The sequence below is a fragment of the Paenibacillus sp. 453mf genome (assembly GCF_900116105.1).
Lineage (GTDB): Bacteria > Bacillota > Bacilli > Paenibacillales > Paenibacillaceae > Paenibacillus > Paenibacillus provencensis.
In genome coordinates this window covers 45,878-63,944 of the sequence record NZ_FPAC01000004.1, presented here as the reverse complement: position 1 = coordinate 63,944, position 18,067 = coordinate 45,878, and the positions used below count along the sequence as shown (strand labels likewise).

Sequence of the window (18,067 nt, the reverse complement as noted above, 5' to 3'; positions counted from 1 at the left end):
GGAAGTGTTGATGTGAAGAAATCACCAATATGGCTAACGCTGACACTACTAGGTTCACTGGCTCTATCAGCATGCAGTTCAGGTTCAACCTCGGCACCTGCCGGGGGCGAAGCTACCGGAGGGGAAGGAACGGAAACGCCTGCTACGACGGACAGCAAGCAGGTTGAAATATTCAGCTGGTGGACCGGTGCCGGAGAAGAAGCAGGTCTCAAGGCACTAATTCAGGTATTTAAGGATAATCAACCGAGCATTGAGGTTATTAATGCCGCTGTTGCCGGCGGAGCAGGAACCAATGCCAAGGCCGTGCTGGCCAGCCGGATGCAAGGGGGAGATCCTCCGGGGACATTTCAGGTACACGGCGGTTCGGAGCTCAATTCGGGCTGGGTTGCAGCCGGAAAGATGGAGCCGCTGAATGATCTGTACGAAGCGGAAGGATGGAACGATAAGTTCCCGCAGGATTTGATCGATCTTGTCAGCAGTGACGGCAGCATCTGGTCTGTACCTGTTAATATCCACCGGGGCAACGTGCTGTGGTACAACAAGAAAGTGTTTGATGACAACGGATTAACGGTGCCGACAACGTTTGATGAGTTCTTTGCGGCGGCGGATGCATTGAAGGCAAAAGGAATTACACCGCTGGCGCTTGGAGACAAGGAGCCTTGGGCGGCAACCCATTTATTTGAGACCGTGCTTCTCGGAACACTCGGTGCAGACGGTTACAGACAATTGTGGACAGGGGACATCAGCTTTGATGATCCGAAGGTGAAGGAAGCGCTCGAGACCTTCAAGAAAATGCTCACCTATGTAAACGAAGACCATGCGGCCCGCAACTGGCAGGATGCTTCACAGCTCGTATCGAGCGGAGAGGCAGCCATGAACGTGATGGGAGACTGGGCAAAGGGTTATTTCACAGGCGACCTTAAGCTTGAGGTAGGTGTTGATTTCGGCTACGCACCTACACCGGGTACAGATGGCAGCTTCATGGTTATCACAGATACGTTCGGATTACCAACCGGTGTGAAGGACCCCGAGTCGGTGAAGGAATTCCTGAAGGTGCTGGGCTCTGTGGAAGGGCAGGATGCTTTTAATCCGGAGAAAGGATCAATTCCTGCCCGTATTGATGCGGATGTAGAGAAGTACGACGTATACGGCAAGGAGACGATGGAGGATTTCAAGAATGGTGCTCTCACACCAAGCCTTGCGCACGGTTCAGCCGCTTCTGAAGGATTCCTGACACAGGCGAACCAAGTTATTAATATTTTCGTTACCGGCGGAGACGTAGAGCAGGCGGTGCAGGGACTCAAGTCGGCAGCCTCCCAAGGATTGTAATTTGACCTCTCGACAGCCTCCCGGACTCATTTGATCCGGCGAGGCTGTTTTTGAAGTGAAGCTGACGCCAATCTGGCGGCCAATCGCGTAAGCAAAAGGAGCGAATTCAATGGGAACACAATCAACTCTTCGCAAAAAAAGAGTGCCTGATACCGCATGGGGTATCTTGCTGCTCATGCCCTCTCTGATAGCGATCGGTATCTTTGTATATGGTTTCATCAGCTGGACGGGTTATGTATCGCTTAGTAACTGGAATAGTCTTGTAAAGGATTTATCCTTTGCCGGACTCAAGAACTTCGCTTTTCTATTTCAGGACTTCCGGTTTCAATCTGACATCCGCAATATCATCATGTTTACAGTGCTCTTCATATTCGCGTGCTTAGCGATTGGATTGCTGCTCGCGATGCTGGTGAATTCGAAAATTAAAGGAGAAGGCATCTTCCGCAACATTTTTATTTTCCCGATGGCAGTCTCCTTTATCGTAACCGGGGTAGTCTGGCAGTGGCTGCTGAATCCTTCTTCGGGAATTAATATTCTGCTGCAAAATCTCGGTGTATCGAGTCCTCCCAAATGGTATGTGAGTACAGAAATCCTCTCTTTCTTTAAAATGGGTCAGATTGAATTCGGTTTTCCGGCAGCTTTGGTTGCGGTCATCATTGCGGCTGTGTGGCAGATGGCAGGCTATACCATGGCGATGCTGCTCGCCGGACTTCGGGCGATCGGGGAGGATTTGTTCGAAGCTGCACGTGTGGACGGAGCCACAGAGCGCAAGATTTTCACCTCCATTATTTTGCCTCTGCTGAGGCCTGTAATCGTCAGCGCCGTTATTATTCTTGGGCATATTTCCTTGAAAATCTTTGACCTCGTCTATTCGATGACTGGCCCTGGAGCGATGTTTGTCACCGATATGCCTGGTGTTTATATGTTTGAAACGACGTTCCGCGGCAATTTCTATGGCAATGGATCTGCCATTGCGATCCTGCTGCTGCTGTTCGTCTCGTTCCTCATCGTACCTTACCTGATTTCCAGTCGAAAGGGGGACTAGAGAGTGGCACAGAGAAGACTTTCCCGCTTTTTCGTTTACTTGCTGCTTGCTGTGTTTGCCGTTCTGTTTCTGGTTCCGGTCTATGTCGTACTTGTCACCAGCTTCAAATCAATTGATGCAATTACACTGAATCAAATGTGGTCCTTCCCAAAAAGAATAGATCTGTCCGGCTACAGCCAGGCTTTTGCCAGGCTTGCCCCGCATCTGTGGAACAGCATGCTGCTCGTCATTCCGGCAACCGTGCTCTCCGCTCTTCTTGGGTCGCTGAATGGCTATGTGTTTGCCAAATGGCGGTTCAAAGGCTCGGAAACGATCTTTACGCTGATTCTGTTCGGTATGTTTATTCCTTACCAGAGCATTCTAATTCCGCTGATTCAATTCATGCAGCAGATTCACCTGTACAATACACTGCCGGGACTTATTTTAGTGCATGTCATTTATGGTCTGCCTATTTCAACGCTGATCTTTCGCAATTTCTACGTGAGCATCCCTAATGAGATTATTGAATCGGCGCAGATTGATGGTACAGGGTTCCTCGGTATATACAGGCATATCATTCTTCCTCTGTCGGTGACAAGCTTTGTGGTCGTTGGCATCTGGCAGTTCACGAACATCTGGAATGAATTCCTGTTTGCCGTCACGCTGACGACGCAGAGCCAGCAGCCCATCATGGTGGCGCTGCAGAATTTGTCCGGCAGTCAGGTTGTCCATTGGAATGTACAGATGGCAGGAGCGGTCCTCGCTGCATTACCTACACTGATTGTATATATACTGCTTGGAAGATATTTTATCAGAGGACTGCTCGCAGGTTCTGTCAAAGGATAGCTTGTTCATATAAATCAAGGATTGCGATTTGTTATGGAAATGATTAAGCTCAGCATAGGGAGCCGCATTAGATAAGAAAGCGGCTCTCTGTAAGAGCTTTTTTAGATTTGATCCATATCAAGCTAAGGGGGGCTCCCGCTTGCTCAAGTCATGGCTGCGGCCGCATTATATTCTGATTGCCTTGCTGCTTCTACTGACGGTGTCCATATCTTTGACTCATTTTATGAAAGCGCTTCATTATGAATCCGGCATGTCTTCCATTACCCATTCCCATAATCCTGAGATCCATCTGGTACTGATATCACAGGAGCTTGATAATCCCTATTGGCGCCTGATCGAGCATGGAGCAAGAAGTGCAGCGGAGAAAAACCATGCCACGCTCGAGTATATTGGCCCGGTGGAAGCCAGTGTCAGCGAGCAAATTCGGCTGATTGAAATGGCGGTAGCCGCAAAGATCGACGGCATTCTGACCCAAGGGCTTGATGAAGAGCAGTTCGTTTCTATTGTTGACCAGGCCATAGAGTTAGGGATTCCCGTTATCACCATTGATTCCGATGCGCCGGACAGCCGGCGTCTTGCTTATGTGGGCACCGATAATTACGCGGCAGGATTTATGGCTGGCAAAGCGCTCATTCAGGATACGGGCGGGAACGCAAACGTCGGGATTGTCACCGGCAGCTTCCATGCTGCTAATCTGAAGGAGCGCGTCCGCGGCTTTTTGGATGCGGTGAAACGGGAGGATGGTATCCGTATCCTAGACATGAAAGAATCGAACATCGACCGGATTGGCTCCGCGTCCGCAGCGTATACGATGTCCAGGGAGCATGAAGCGCTGGATACGTTTGTCGGTACTAGTGCCCTGGATGCGATGGGGATCGCTCAAATGCTGAATGACAGGAGTCAGGATTCGCATGCCAGCGAGCATAAAGATATTCGAGTATTCGGCTTTGATGACCTTCCGGAAACGATAGAGCTCATTGACAAGGGCATTGTTTCTGCATCCATTGTACAGAAGCCCTATCAAATGGGAGCGGAGGGTGTAGAGCTTATGCTGGACTATCTGGGAGGCAAGCGGATTGTCAGTGTGTATAACACGGATGCCCGCATTATTCGAAAGGAAGATCTATCGATGTACAAGGGAGGGAACGGAGGTATATGATCCACATCAAAACAAAGCTGATGCTGTTCTTCACTGTGCTGATCGTCCTCTTATCTGCTCTTGCCTTGTATTTGTATCAGAATAACAGCAATTCTCTTACGCAGTATGATCAGATATTGAAACGGTTCTTTCTGCTCAACGAAATCAATCAGCGTACGGTGCAGGTTAACGGCTCCATTCAGACTTTTGTGCAAAGCTCTGCTTCTGATCAGGGGCTGCTTGAGAATTATGAAAGACAGGCACATGAGCTTGGACACTTGAATGAAACACTGCTGGCGGAGATTGAGAACGATATGAATTATGTGCTCGTGAAGAATTACAGCAATATGATAACGAGCTTCTTGGAACAAGGCAGACAAACCATCAATCAGGCTCAAGGGACAGATCTGGCCGCTTACTATGAACGGATGACGCAAACGGACCGGACTGCCGGGTTCATCCAGGATACGACGCTTACGCTAATCAACAGCGAGCTGTCCAATTACCAGACTTTTTATGACATGATGAATGCGAAGAATGAACATCTGCAAAAAATGGCCGTGTATGCTTTTTTGGCAGCTGCACTATTATGCACGCTGTTTACGTTCTGGTTCTCCGAAGGGATAACGAATCCTATTCGCCGATTATCCACGGCCGCGAAGCAAATTTCACGCGGTAATCTGGAGGTAGGCGATATAAAGGTGAACAGTCGGGATGAGCTGCAGTTTCTGGCAGAGACATTTAACGGGATGTGCGCGAATATTCGTCAGCTTGTGGTAGAAATGAAGCAAAAATCAGAGCTTGATGCGCTCGTCAAAAAAATGGAGATTCGAAGTCTCCAAAACCAGATCAATCCGCATTTTCTGTTCAATACACTCAATATGGTATCCAAAATGGCTTACGTGGAAGGGGCAGAGAAGACTAGTGACCTGGTGGATTCCATTTCGACACTGCTGAGGTACAATCTGAAAAAGATGCATCACGATGTGGTGCTGAGGGATGAGATCGCGATTGTGAGGGAGTATTTTTACATTCAACAAATGAGATTCGGAGGGCGGATTCGCTTCTCGGAGACGATTGATGAGTCCTGCCTGGGCTATGTGGTGCCTTCCTTGACGATCCAGCCGCTGATCGAAAACAGCTTTGTACATGGAATAGAGTCTTGTGAGGATGGAGGAGAACTGTCACTGCATATTTATAGACACGGCGGCTTGGTCATGGTGGAGATTCGGGATAACGGAGCCGGCATGAGAGAAGAACAGATAATGAAGCTGCTCGGCCGATCTGTGTTCCCAGAGGATGAAGCAGCAGAAGAGTATACAGGAAAGAAAGAGCAGTCTTGGTCAGAAAGTCCGTCCTCACCACCATCGTCTAGTGGTATTGGTCTTACGAATGTGCTGAAACGGCTGCAGCTATATTATCAGCGGGAAGACGTCATGGATATTGAATCCGCCCCGGGACAGGGAACGATCATAAGGTTGAAGCTGCCTTGCGCGAAGGAGGAGAAAGCCGTCTATGTTCAAAATGCTTATTGCCGATGATGAACAGATTGAACGCAGCGCCCTCAGGATGATCGTGGAGAGGAATCTGCCCGATGTCGAGGTCGTGGGTGAAGCGGAGAACGGAAGAATGGCCATTGAAATGGCGCAAAGGCTGCTGCCTGATTTGGTTACGATGGACATTAAGATGCCGGGTACAGACGGAATTGAAGCTGTATCGGTATTGTATAACCTTCTGCCTGACATGAAGGTGATCATGGTCTCGGCCTTTGACGAATTCGAGTATGCGCGCTGTGTCATGAAATACGGAGTTAAGGAGTACCTCTTAAAGCCCTGCAAGAAAGAGCAAATCGTAAGTGCGATTCAAGCAGTGATGAAGGATATTGATGAGGAGAGACGTGAGCTGTCACAAATGAATGCGCTGAGGCATCAGGTTGAACAGACCAAAGCGCTGCTTGAAATAGATTGGGTGTCCTCTATCTGTCAATCACGGACACTTGGCGCAGAGCTAACCGAATGGCAGCAAGCAGCAGGCATCCCTGCAGATTCAGCCGGATATGCCTGTGTACTGAAGGTCACTGTGGATCAGGAGAGCGGGCAAGCAGAGCTTACTCGAATCCAGCAATGGGCACGAAACCGCATATCAGTATATGGATTCTGTCATGCAGGACCTTTTATTGGACAGCATCTTCCGCTGCTGCTGTTTCCTGAACGGCTGAGGAATGAAAGTGGCATATCTGTTCGCTCAAGAGCTGCTCATCTAATTAGGAGCCTGTTGCAGGAAGCGCAGCGCATGTTTCCTTCAAGCGGAATGACCGCGGGCATCGGAACGCTGAAATTCAGCAGGGAAGGATGGATGAGATCTTATCACGAGGCTGTGCTCGCTTCTAGTGAACCGCGTATCTTCTGCAGCTGTTTCTATGAGGATCTGCCCGCAGGGAATGAGGAGTCGTACCCTTATCCTCATGCTTGTGAGCAGCAGTTACTGCTTATGATAGGACGTGGCAACGTGGAGGAGGCGAAGGGCATGTTTCAGCAGTACTTGAACGAGCTGCTTGAAATGACAAGGTATCAGCTGGCAAGGGTTCAGCATGATCTGCACAAGCTGTTTGCTCAAATACTTAACCAGGCGAAGGAGAAGGGAATATCTCTCCCTAAGCTTGGCGGATTTCACGATATAAATGACGTCGAAGATTTACGCGGGCATGCTATATTTCAATTTGATATTGTACTGGAAGCGCTGGACACATGGTATATGGATGAGCACAGAGGCAGTATAGAAAAAGCAAAGGCATATATAGCTGAGCACTACAGCAGGGAGCTGTCACTTGAGGAGGTCGCTGATATCGCGGGGCTGAATCCCCATTATTTCAGTAAGATTTTTCATGAGAGGTGCGGCATTACCTTCATTGATTATTTGACGGGAATCCGAATCGAAAAAGCTCGGGAGCTGCTCGGAGATCCCAGTCATATATTGAAGGACATTAGTCAGAGAATTGGATACAGGGATCCCAATTATTTCAGCCGTGTCTTCAAGAAGATGGTTGGCATGTCGCCTTCCGATTATCGGAGTGCTGCACTTAAAGAATGCTAGGCTTACGAGCAGAAGATGAAACGAAGGACACGAGAATATCGTGTCCTTTTTTAGCGGATGCCAAGACTACCCTTCGTAACGTACTTGCATGACAGTATGAATTTTATGAAGCGAGCACGGAAACCAACCTCCGGCAATCGACTCGTTCATAGATTATGGAGATTTCACTCTCTGAAACACATATGAGAACAAGTTCAATATTGCTATATAAAACGGGTAGAAGATCAGCATGCCAAGGACAATAAGTCCTACAGCGGGTCCTGGATCATCGGCAGGATGGGTGATGGGAAACAGCGTAACCATTACATAAGTAAAGCCGATAAAATAAGGTATCCACAGCAGAACAGTCCAATAATTCGCCTTCCGCAGGCCAAGCCATCTGACGTTTAGGTAACAGAAAAGGGCAGAGAACAGCAGTGATACTCCAAGGCTGCTCCAGTCAACTGCTTGATTCACGATATCCATCTCCCAGTTCGTAAGCCTCGCAATTCGATAAAAATTACCGAGACTTTGAACGAGATAGAAGATCAGCAGCGCGTACATAGCACTCATTATATTAAGCTTAAGTATGTATTTCATGGATTTACCTCCTAAATGAAGGATCGAGCCTATTTTAAACGAAGTAATACATGATTTGGTTACAAATCTGACAGTATCCAGTAGATGAAAATGATCGGATTAGCTTTATTCAGATAATTAATTATGCTGATTACTACAAGAACTGAATCTAAACTTGACATCAATTTTTCGGATATGATATATAAGTAGAAGAGTTAGCACTCTAAGGTTTAGAGTGCTAAAAATTTGAGCAGCGACGCTCATAGAATAGAAGGGAGACTAATCATGGCAACAAAGCAGTTTAAGGCCGAATCCAAGCGCTTGCTGGAGATGATGGTTAATTCTATTTACACACAAAAGGAAATTTTTCTAAGAGAGCTTATTTCCAACGCCAGTGATGCGATCGACAAGATGTACTACAAAGCATTGGTAGAGGATCAGCTGACTTTTAATAACGAAGATTATTTCATCAAAATTACGGCAGATAAAGAAAACCGCACGCTCACCATTTCTGACACAGGGATTGGGATGACTCAGGAGGAGCTGGAGAACAACCTGGGGATCATTGCGAACAGTGGATCTTTTGCGTTCAAGAATGAGAATGAGCTGAAGGACGGCCATAATATTATTGGTCAATTCGGGGTCGGCTTCTATTCTGCGTTCATGGTTGCTGATGAGATTACCGTCATTACCAAGGCTTGGGGCAGCGATCAGGCCTATAAATGGCAGTCTCAGGGCGCAGATGGATACACGATTGAACCGGCTGACAAAGACAGTGTGGGCACCGATATCCTTCTTCACATTAGAGAGAATACGGAAGAGGATTCTTATGATGAGTTCCTTGAGGAGTATCGTCTTAGAACGATCATCAAGAAATATTCCGATTTCATTCGTTATCCGATCAAGATGGACGTGAAGACACAGAAGCCGAAGGAAGATGCAGAGAACGAGTTTGAGGAAGTTACCGAAGAGCAAACCGTAAACAGCATGGTTCCGATCTGGCGCAAGAACAAGAGTGAGCTGACAGATGAAGACTATGAGAACTTTTATTTCGAAAAACGCTACGGCTTCGACAAGCCGCTGAAGCACGTACATATCAGTGCGGATGGTGCCGTTGTGTACAACGCCATTCTGTTTATCCCGGAAAAAACACCGTTCGACTATTACACCAAGGAATATGAGAAAGGTCTTGAGCTCTACTCCAACGGCGTACTGATTATGGATAAATGCGGGGACCTGCTGCCGGATTACTTCAGCTTTGTCAAAGGGATGGTCGATTCCGAGGATCTGTCCTTGAACATTTCCCGCGAGCTGCTGCAGCATGATCGTCAATTGAAGCTGATTGCAAAGAATATTAAGAACAAGATCAAATCTGCACTCCAGTCCATGATGAAGGATGAGCGTGAGAATTATGAGAAGTTCTACGAATCGTTTGGCAGACAGCTTAAATTTGGAGTGTACAACGATTACGGCATGAACAAGGGCGATCTTCAGGACCTCCTGCTGTTCTATTCCTCGAAGGAGCAGAAGCTGGTCAGCCTGGCTGAATACGTCTCCCGTATGCCGGAAGATCAGAAGTATATTTACTATGCAACAGGCGAATCCGTACAGCGTATCGAACGCCTGCCGCAAACGGAGCTCGTTGCGGATAAAGGATATGAAATTCTCTATTTCACAGACGATGTGGATGAATTCGCCATCAAGATGCTGATGAGCTACCAGGAGAAAGAATTCCGTTCTGTATCGAGTGGTGATCTTGGATTCGAAGCGGATGCCAGTGAAGAGGAAGCCGAAGCGAAGGAGTCCGAGAACAAGGAATTGTTTGAGAAAATGCACGAGCTATTGGGCGGCAAAGTGAAGAGTGTCAAAGCTTCTAAGCGTCTCAAATCCCATCCGGTCTGCCTATCCGCCGATGGTGAAATTACCATCGAGATGGAGAAAGTGCTGAATGCGATGCCGAATGCGGACGGCCAGCAGGTCAAAGCCGACAAAGTGCTGGAGATTAATGCGAATCATGATGTGTTCAGCGCATTGAAGCAGGCATATGAGAATGATCAAGATAAATTCGCGGTATACACCAGCGTTCTGTACAACCAGGCGCTGTTAATTGAAGGTCTTCAGGTTGAAGATCCAGTCGCGTTCACGAACGATATCTGCAAAATGATGGCGTAAGGTTTACTACAGCTCCATGCCACGGTAAAATGAAATGAGAACAGAGGTTTCTGTTCTCATTTTTCTATTTTAAGGAGAACTACGTATGCTAATTCAGTTCATTCGCTATCGTTAATGAGAGGTACAGATTATAAGTAAGCCCAGGCGTTTTTTAAAAATGACAAGCCGGGGGTTTATTTTTCTGTGCCTTTTTCATTCCTGCGATAAATGAATGAATGGGGTGTTAGCATGCTGAATTCACACGTTATTAATTTGCTTCGTTGTCCAGTATGTAACGGGGAAATGGAGCTTACGGCAAGAAAAGGCTTGTTTTGTCCGCAAGGACATACCTTTGATATATCGAAATACGGCTACATTAACATGCTGCTGCGTGCAGCAAAAACTAAATATGATCGCACATTATTCCGTGCGCGCAAACAGCTGATCGCAGATGGTAAGCTTGAACCGCTGATTGAGGCGATCGCATTCGGAATGATGAATCACATGCCGGATCATCTCCAGTACTCTAGGGCTTCTGCGCCGAATATGCTGCTGGATGCCGGATGTGGCGAAGGGTCATTGTTAATCCAGCTCCAGAAGAAGCTTGGCTCTATGACGAGGCATGAATGGATTGGTGTTGGGCTGGATATTGCCAAGGAAGGGATTCTGCTTGCGGCCAAGCAGAGCTCCGATTCTCTCTTTTGTGTTGCGGATCTTGCAAGAACGCCGCTTAAGAGCCATGCTGTCGACCACATTCTGAACATCTTGTCTCCTTCGAACTATGAAGAATTCGACCGGCTGCTGACGGATGACGGCATGGTCATTAAGGTTATTCCAGGCAGCGGGTATTTGCAGGAGCTGAGAAGCCGATTCTATGAGCATACGGCACAGGAGGATTACGATAATAAGCGTACAATCCAGCATTTTGCCCGTCATTTTCACATGATTTGTGAGGAGAAGGTAAGCTACACACTTCAGCTTGACGCTGAGGAAATGGCCCACTTGGTTCATATGACGCCTCTGTCCTGGGGAATTACAGAACACAAGCAGAAGGAAGTCCTTAAACAGCAGAGTATTACGTTTGATTATCATATAATGTACGGGAAAAAGAAGAATTCGAACTTTAAGATATAGAAGGTGAGATTCCATTGAAGACAGTGGCCATCGTCGGCGGAGGCATTACAGGCTTGTCCTGTGCCTATCATTTGCAAAAAGAGATTAGAACAAGCGGTCAAGACGTGCGGATCGTCCTGTTAGAGGCAGACTCTGCGCTGGGCGGCAAAATTAGCACCGTACATGATGGGGAGTTTACGATGGAGACGGGAGCTGACTCCATTGTGACGCGCAAAAAGAATACGTTTCAATACATTGAGCAGCTTGGGCTAACCGATCGCATCGTTTTCAACGAGACAGGTACTTCTTTTGTCCACAGTGACGGAGCGCTGAAGCAGATTCCTGATGATTCCATGTTCGGGATACCGATGAGCATTGAATCTCTCGCCAGTACGACACTTGTATCTGCCGAAGGAAAAGTCGAAGCACTCAAGGATTTTTACACGCCTAATGACCGGTTTACAAAAAATGATTCTCTAGGTGAATTTCTTGAAGCTTTTCTCGGCAAGGAGTTTGTGGAGAAGCAGATTGCACCCGTTATATCCGGGGTATATTCAGGGAATATTTATGACCTTACCCTGGCTTCGACGCTGTCCTATCTGCTGGATTACAAGAACGAATATGGGAGCCTGATCCGCGGACTGTCCGAGCAGCGAGGCAAGCTGAAATCCTCTGGAGAGAAGAAGTTTCTTTCTTTTGCTGGAGGGATGTCTGATCTCATTGATGCGTTTGAAAGGGAACTCTCTAAGGTGGATATTCGTAAAGAGACGTCCGTTACCCGCATTGAGCGTGTGAATGGAAAGTATACATTGAATTTGTCTGCCGGTGATGAATTGGAAGCCGATTACGTCGTATTAAGTGTCCCTCATACCGCAGCGGGAAGTATGCTTGCTAAGCCTGAGCTTATGAGAGATTTTGAGAAGCTGAAGAGCAGCTCCTTGATCAGCATCTATTTGGGCTTTGACATTCCGGACAGTGAGCTCCCGGCTAACGGGACGGGGTTCATCACGACGGATGCGAGTGACCTGAAGTGCAATGCTTGTACCTGGACGAGCCGAAAGTGGAAGCATACATCGGATCACAGCCGTTTGCTGGTCAGACTCTTTTATAAAAGCACGAAGCCAGTATATGACTCACTTCTTCCCTTGTCTGAAGAGGAGCTTATTGAGGTTGCGCTGAGCGATATTCGCGAGGCGATGGGAATTTCGGCGAAGCCGATGACGCATCACGTCCGCAAATGGCATGAGCAAATGCCGAATTATCATATGAAGCATCATGAACTGGTTCAGTCGCTGGAGCATGGTATGGCACTTTATTTCCCGGGAATTTGGCTTGCTGGCTGTTCCTACTATGGAGTGGGGATTCCAGATTGCATGCTGAATGGGGAGAAGACAGCAGCGAAGGTAATTGAGCAATTGCATTTACAAGGCGTAGTAGAATAACCTCAGAGGGATAGATACCACTATTATTAAGGGGGACATCAGTATGCTGGGTATTACGGTTGCGAGAAAAGGTGATCAGCTCGTAATTCGATGGCAATTGACCAAGGTCGAAATACCGCTTGAGCAAATCGTCTCCGTTATTGAGGATGCAACGTATGCAGGTGAAATAAAGGATGCAATAAGAATTGGTTTACCGCAAGGTACCACAGATCGGATCGTAATCCGTACAAAGGATGCAGCATATCTCTTATTTACGACGAATGCACAGTCCATATTAACAAATATAAATCAATACCGGGATGAGTATTTCAAGGCTTCTTCGTAAGACTGTACATTGAGTTCTCATTCCTGTATAGTGTTAGGCTAACCCATAAGTATGGAAATGAATATAAAGTGGTGAAGGATAGCATGGCAAAAGGTAAAGGCGGGACAGGAAGAGGGACAGGCAAAAAAGGCTGGAATCGCTGGCAAGCCAGTGAGCGACGCGCCAAGAGTGCGCCAAAGCCATATAAGAGCAAGGGTACTAAGAAATCTTCTGATACAGCTCCCGAAGGTCAGAAATAAAGCAAGCATCAAACATAACAGGATATAGATGATTTAAACTTCAGAACAGTATGCGTTAGGCCGTCCGGCAGAAGCTCCGGGCGGTTCTTTTGCGTTACATAAAGTTTATCTAAGACCGGGAATTCAAGAAATCGCTGTTAATAGTTGTAAAAAGGACGATTCCATTACCTTTCCATATATAAGGGAGGGATTTACAATGGAATTAATCAATCTGGAAGAAATCATTTACTTGGTGACGAACATCGGTTTTCCCATGGCGGTTTGTGTCATTTTACTCCGGTATATACTGAGCACGATTGGAACGCGTTTAGATAAGCTGGATAACTCCATAACCCGGCTGACAAAGACGGTCCGGGATTTGGATGCCGAAGCCAAAGCAGCGACGGCTAATCAAGCAATTAAGTCAGATCGGGACAAAGAGGGTGGATAATCAGTATTTTCAATTACAAGGACTGCGAACGAACTGAATAGATTCATTCAGCATTCAACACTTATTCAGAATTGGAGTATTTTTAATTATGAATCGACTAACTAAACAGATACTGCCAGCCATATTAACAGGCTTGCTGGCAGCAGGCTGCTCACAGCCTGCTGCGGTTGAAGAAATTGCACCTGAATTAGATAAAGTCTATTATCTCTTGGATGAAGCGGATTCTTCCGAACCTGAAGAGATACCAGAGCAAGATCAGATGCAAATGAAATCTTCTCATTATAATGAATCTGGCCGCGAAGTTCGAATCACTGCGGAAGTTACAAATAATCCGGATTATCAGGTTCAGTTTGTAATGCCTGATGAGGCGGATGAAGTGTTCACTGAGCCCAAGGTTAGCATCGCCAGCAGCAATGAAGAGACAAGCATTTATGAAGTGAGGTTTGAAGTGAGAGAGGATTATTTCACAGCCCATCCTGATGTGGAAGTGGTGTATGATACAGCGTGGGAACAGTTCAAGGAAGATCAGAAATATACCATTCTGAAATCACAGACATCCGTATCCTCAGCAGACGTAAATTAGAGCAATTTTATAGTGTAAATCATTCTAATCGTCAGCGTTAGCGTTTCGTTTTCCCCGCAAAGGGTAAATTTCAAGCAAGACACGATGAAATATATCCTAAGAGGAGGAAGTTACACATGTCTAAAAAAAGAGGAATTATAATGACAGCCGTTGGCGCTGGTGTCACTTACTTGATGAGGAATAAAAAAGCGAGGGACAAGCTGTTTACGTCAGTCTCCAATATGATGAGAAGCTCGCGATCGTCACATGGAGGCAAAAAAGTACCGCGCGTAGATTTGAAATAGGCTATCACACACCCAGTCACTAATCAGCAGGCATATTTGCTTGACAGTCACTCATCATCTGACAGTCACTTCACATGGAGGGAAAAGTCCAGGCCAGAAGGCCTGGGCTTTTCCTTTGTGTCCACATCATTATGGGAAGAGTTGGATAAGATAGAAGGTACATGACGGGGCGTTATTGCAATCAGAGTGAGCTGTGGTTTGAATATCCTTGAGGTGCAGTGCTAGACTGGAAAAGGCAGCATTGTGGTTGAAAGCAGCATCTAGCAGATTGTGATATAAGGAAGTGAAAGAATTGGTTCAACTAGAAACATTTGATCAGATATATAGCATCATGAAGGATTCTTTCCCGGTTATTGAGTATCGCAGCTATGAAGGGCAGAAGATGTTATTGTCTAATCCGTACTATCGGCTCCTGACACAAGAGGATGAGCACGGGAAAGTAATTGCTTTTCTCGCGGGCTGGGAATTTGAGAGCTTTCGATTCGTCGAGCATATTGCCGTTTCTCCGGTCATTCGAGGCGGAGGAAGAGGAAGACAGTTAATGGAACAATTCATGAAGGAATCGGCACTGCCGGTCATTCTAGAAGTCGAGCCTCCCGAAGATGAGCTGAAGCGAAGAAGAATCGGGTTCTATGAGCGGCTCGGTTTTCAGCTTGGGGATCACAAGTATGTACAGCCGCCGCTGCGGGAAGGTCAGCCGGAGCTGCCCTTATGCATTATGAGCTATCCTCAGCGATTGACAGAAACGGAGTTTCATTCGTATAAGGAACAGCTGTACAGGGAAGTATACGGCATTCATAGATGAGTCAAAGTCATTTAATTAACAAAATAGAGGTTGGTTACTGAGAGAAAATACAACCAAGAAGAAGCAGGCAATTGTGCTGTGCCTGCTTCTTTCTCTTGAGCTATAGAGCTGCTTTGACATGAATGACTATGACGCTGATGGATACCGCACCTGCTTAGAATCCCGTTATATCATTCGGGTACACCCTCGGTAACGCCATGGATGTAGGTGAGCCAAGGCGTATCTAACGCTCCTCCACCAGGATTATAGGTGAAAAAGTATTCAACGGTATCTCCCTGCTGCAGGTTATTTACATTGTAGGTGAAATTGCCGCTGCCTGTTGAGTTCATAGCAACGTTCAATTGCCCTCCGTTATTAACTTTATAGTGCAAATCGGCGAAAGTTGCGCCATTTACATAGAACTGCAAATCATCTCCAATTATTTTCAGACCCTTGACCTCATCTCCAACAACAGAGACAGGTTCAGGCTCGGTAGGTTCGGTAGGATCAGGATTCGAGTTGCCTTCTTTATAGACACGGACATAATCTACCTGCATCGTGGCAGGAATATCCCCAGGGTTCGGAGTCTGTCCACCGTCAAAGCTTCCGCCAACCGCTAGATTCATAATGAGGTAGAACGGCTGATCAAATGGCGCATTCGGATTGTCCGGCGCAGCAGTGGAGTACCACTGCTCTCTCGTCACTTTGAAGAAGAACTTCCCGTCCACATACCATTTAATATTATCTTCTTCCCATACGACAGAATACACGTGATAATCATTTGCGAAGGTTTGCCCTTCCGGGAAGTGATACTCTCCAGAGAGATGTCGGTTGGCTGGCCATTGTCCGCCAAAGTGTACGGCACCGCTGGTTGAGCCCGGCAAGCGTCCTCTGGCTTCCATAACATCAATTTCACCAGATGATGCCCATACACCATAAGGACTGTTCTCTGGAAGCATCCACAAGGCTGGCCATAGGCCATTTCCCGTCGGCAGCTTCGCACGGAAATCCACTCTGCCATATTCGAGAGAGAACTTATCCTTTGTATTAATCTTACCAGACGAGTATTGTGCATACCGACTTGGGTCTTGTGGGAAGGATTTTGGCTCGTTCATGGCTTTGATCGTTAAATTTCCATCTTGTAAAAAGACATTCTGTGTACTATTCGTGTAATGCTGCAGCTCGGAGTTACCCCAGCCCCAGGTGTTCGGGTCATCGTTTAAATAATATCCTGTTTCATAGCTCCACTTGCTTGTGTCGAGTGTGGATCCATTAAATTCATCCTGCCAAATGAGATTCATGCCTTGAATGTCAGGATTGCCTGGCGTTCCGATCATAATATCCTCCTGATCCGTTACGTCTGGCCGCGGGGCATCCGGGTTGCCAATGAAGGTATAGACGACGTAATTATTTCCGATACTGCCGCCTTTCTGACCATTCAGCGGATAGCCGATTCGAATCTGCATATCCTCCTGGATAGGCTGGAACCAAAGGCCATAGATATGATCCGCCCAGTAGCCCCACTGATTGGCATCGGACATGTTGTTATATCCACTGGAGGAGTAGGTAAATCCGCTCTGACTGGATTGATCCAGATCTATCCACACGCCTCCAACGTTAATCTGGTATACAAAATTACCGAGCTCAGTTCCTACAGCAGCTCCCCCATCGATCCTGGGAAGAGGGAGGCCAATGGCGCCCCTCTCATCTGCTGTAAATGTCGTTCCTTCATACGGTGTGATCACATAGGAATTTCTTACGGGTTCATTAAAAGTAATGGTGTAAATAACGTTAGCTGCCGACGTTTTGGACTCTAATTTGACGTTGATCGACTCCGTTACATTGAACCAGAAGCCGCCGCCGCCATCGGTAAATTGACCAAAGTTCTGATCATAGATCCAGCCGCTGGCTGCATTGTTGTCAATATCAATCCATTCTGTGTCATTGACAGGCTTGACATACACCTTTAGATCTTCCGCTACGGCTTCGTAGGTTACGGCTGGATCATTATTAAATGTAGGATAGGTGAAGCCTGCACCGCCTGTATATCCCGCTGTAATTTGCGGTCCTTGTGTGGGGGTCATTGCTGTGATCGTTGTTTTGTTAATGTTATTGAATACGAGTGTGTATTCTAGTGTAGCTCCGGTTGTCTTGGAGTACAGCTGAAGCTCCGTTGTAGAGGAGAGGGTGAACCAATAGCCGTTAAAGCCGCCATCGCTCCAGTGCCCCCAGTTTTGGTTGTAAGTAAAGCTGTCGATACTATCGATATCAACCCAGCTTCCATTGACCTTTACCTTAACCCCCAAATCATGAGCAACATCATTCCATGTGACAGAGCCTCCGTTAAACACCGGCATGACAAAACCATAGCTGGCCTGCCCAACGCCCGATTTGGTAATAACAGGGCCGTCGGCGGCAGAGAAATAGGTCATTGAGGTGATGGAAGGAGCTGCTTCTTCAGCGGCTTGAACATTGGAAGCGGGCAGCAGACTGAAGGTAGTGACCAGAATTGCGGTTAAGAACAAGCTGAACGCGGCGTGCAAGATACTTTTTCCCGTAGCATGACGATGCTTCATAAATAACCTCCCTCAATAGAGTAGATGCTCCCCAGTGGAAATCGTTCGTTTTGGTAAACGCTTCCAAATGGGGGCGACTTTATTTTATCTAATAACATTCGGAGATGAACAGGTCGCATTTTTTGGTTTTGGTCTCACTTTTTCGGTTTTAT

General features: G+C 46.9%; 17 protein-coding genes. 15 read left to right on the top strand and 2 right to left on the bottom strand.

Annotation, left to right across the window (positions count from 1 at the left end; all coding sequences use genetic code 11):
• The first annotated feature begins 12 nt into the window (after positions 1-12).
• The 6 genes from BM415_RS17860 to BM415_RS17835 all read left to right on the top strand — a co-directional run bounded on the left by BM415_RS17860 (position 13) and on the right by BM415_RS17835 (position 7,430).
• Positions 13-1,329, top strand: coding sequence for an ABC transporter substrate-binding protein (locus BM415_RS17860; protein ID WP_091160366.1), 1,317 nt, complete (start codon positions 13-15; stop codon positions 1,327-1,329).
• Positions 1,330-1,438: 109 nt separating this feature from the next.
• Positions 1,439-2,374 carry a carbohydrate ABC transporter permease gene (locus BM415_RS17855; protein ID WP_091160364.1) on the top strand — a complete coding sequence of 312 codons (936 nt, stop codon included), beginning with the start codon at positions 1,439-1,441 and terminating at the stop codon, positions 2,372-2,374.
• Between the two features lie 3 nt (positions 2,375-2,377).
• Positions 2,378-3,199: a carbohydrate ABC transporter permease gene (locus BM415_RS17850; protein ID WP_091160363.1), complete on the top strand. Its 822-nt coding sequence runs from the start codon at positions 2,378-2,380 to the stop codon at positions 3,197-3,199.
• Between the two features lie 139 nt (positions 3,200-3,338).
• Positions 3,339-4,358: a sugar-binding protein gene (locus tag BM415_RS17845; protein WP_244533534.1), complete on the top strand. Its 1,020-nt coding sequence runs from the start codon at positions 3,339-3,341 to the stop codon at positions 4,356-4,358.
• The gene (locus tag BM415_RS17840; RefSeq protein ID WP_091160361.1) at positions 4,355-5,878 is read left to right on the top strand and encodes a sensor histidine kinase; all 1,524 of its coding nucleotides are present in this window, start codon (positions 4,355-4,357) and stop codon (positions 5,876-5,878) included. The genes BM415_RS17845 and BM415_RS17840 overlap by 4 nt, the downstream gene beginning before the upstream one ends.
• Positions 5,853-7,430, top strand: a complete 1,578-nt coding sequence (locus BM415_RS17835) for a response regulator (protein WP_091160360.1) — start codon at positions 5,853-5,855, stop codon at positions 7,428-7,430. The genes BM415_RS17840 and BM415_RS17835 overlap by 26 nt, the downstream gene beginning before the upstream one ends.
• Before the next feature lie 153 nt (positions 7,431-7,583).
• On the opposite strand, the gene BM415_RS17830 is transcribed toward BM415_RS17835, so the two are convergent.
• Entirely contained in the window at positions 7,584-8,009 is a 426-nt protein-coding gene (locus BM415_RS17830) for a hypothetical protein (RefSeq protein WP_091160358.1), read from the bottom strand.
• 264 nt (positions 8,010-8,273) lie between these two features.
• Between BM415_RS17830 and htpG the strand changes: the two genes are divergently transcribed.
• The 9 genes from htpG (at position 8,274) to BM415_RS17790 (ending at position 15,360) form a co-directional block, all read left to right on the top strand.
• Entirely contained in the window at positions 8,274-10,160 is a 1,887-nt protein-coding gene (gene htpG, locus BM415_RS17825; RefSeq protein WP_091160357.1) for a molecular chaperone HtpG, read from the top strand.
• 228 nt (positions 10,161-10,388) lie between these two features.
• A complete protein-coding gene (locus tag BM415_RS17820) occupies positions 10,389-11,273 on the top strand; it encodes a putative RNA methyltransferase (protein WP_091160355.1) in 885 nt (294 codons plus the stop codon).
• Between the two features lie 14 nt (positions 11,274-11,287).
• Positions 11,288-12,694 carry a protoporphyrinogen oxidase gene (gene hemG / locus BM415_RS17815; RefSeq protein ID WP_091160353.1) on the top strand — a complete coding sequence of 469 codons (1,407 nt, stop codon included), beginning with the start codon at positions 11,288-11,290 and terminating at the stop codon, positions 12,692-12,694.
• Positions 12,695-12,737: 43 nt separating this feature from the next.
• On the top strand, positions 12,738-13,019 hold the full coding sequence (locus BM415_RS17810; protein ID WP_091160352.1) for a SunI/YnzG family protein: 282 nt from the start codon (positions 12,738-12,740) through the stop codon (positions 13,017-13,019).
• Between the two features lie 83 nt (positions 13,020-13,102).
• Positions 13,103-13,258, top strand: coding sequence for a DUF3934 family protein (locus BM415_RS17805; protein WP_170862541.1), 156 nt, complete (start codon positions 13,103-13,105; stop codon positions 13,256-13,258).
• 196 nt (positions 13,259-13,454) lie between these two features.
• Complete coding sequence (locus BM415_RS17800) at positions 13,455-13,688, top strand: YvrJ family protein (protein WP_091160350.1); 234 nt, start codon at positions 13,455-13,457, stop codon at positions 13,686-13,688.
• 88 nt (positions 13,689-13,776) lie between these two features.
• The gene (locus BM415_RS17795; RefSeq protein WP_091160349.1) at positions 13,777-14,271 is read left to right on the top strand and encodes a hypothetical protein; all 495 of its coding nucleotides are present in this window, start codon (positions 13,777-13,779) and stop codon (positions 14,269-14,271) included.
• Between the two features lie 116 nt (positions 14,272-14,387).
• Positions 14,388-14,555 (top strand): hypothetical protein, encoded by a 168-nt coding sequence (locus BM415_RS25175; RefSeq protein ID WP_170862540.1) that lies wholly within the window; start codon positions 14,388-14,390, stop codon positions 14,553-14,555.
• A gap of 292 nt (positions 14,556-14,847) precedes the next feature.
• A complete protein-coding gene (locus BM415_RS17790; RefSeq protein WP_280142883.1) occupies positions 14,848-15,360 on the top strand; it encodes a GNAT family N-acetyltransferase in 513 nt (170 codons plus the stop codon).
• Positions 15,361-15,530: 170 nt separating this feature from the next.
• On the opposite strand, the gene BM415_RS17785 is transcribed toward BM415_RS17790, so the two are convergent.
• Positions 15,531-17,915, bottom strand: a complete 2,385-nt coding sequence (locus BM415_RS17785) for a glycoside hydrolase family 16 protein (protein ID WP_091160347.1) — start codon at positions 17,913-17,915, stop codon at positions 15,531-15,533.
• Between the last annotated feature and the right edge of the window lie 152 nt (positions 17,916-18,067).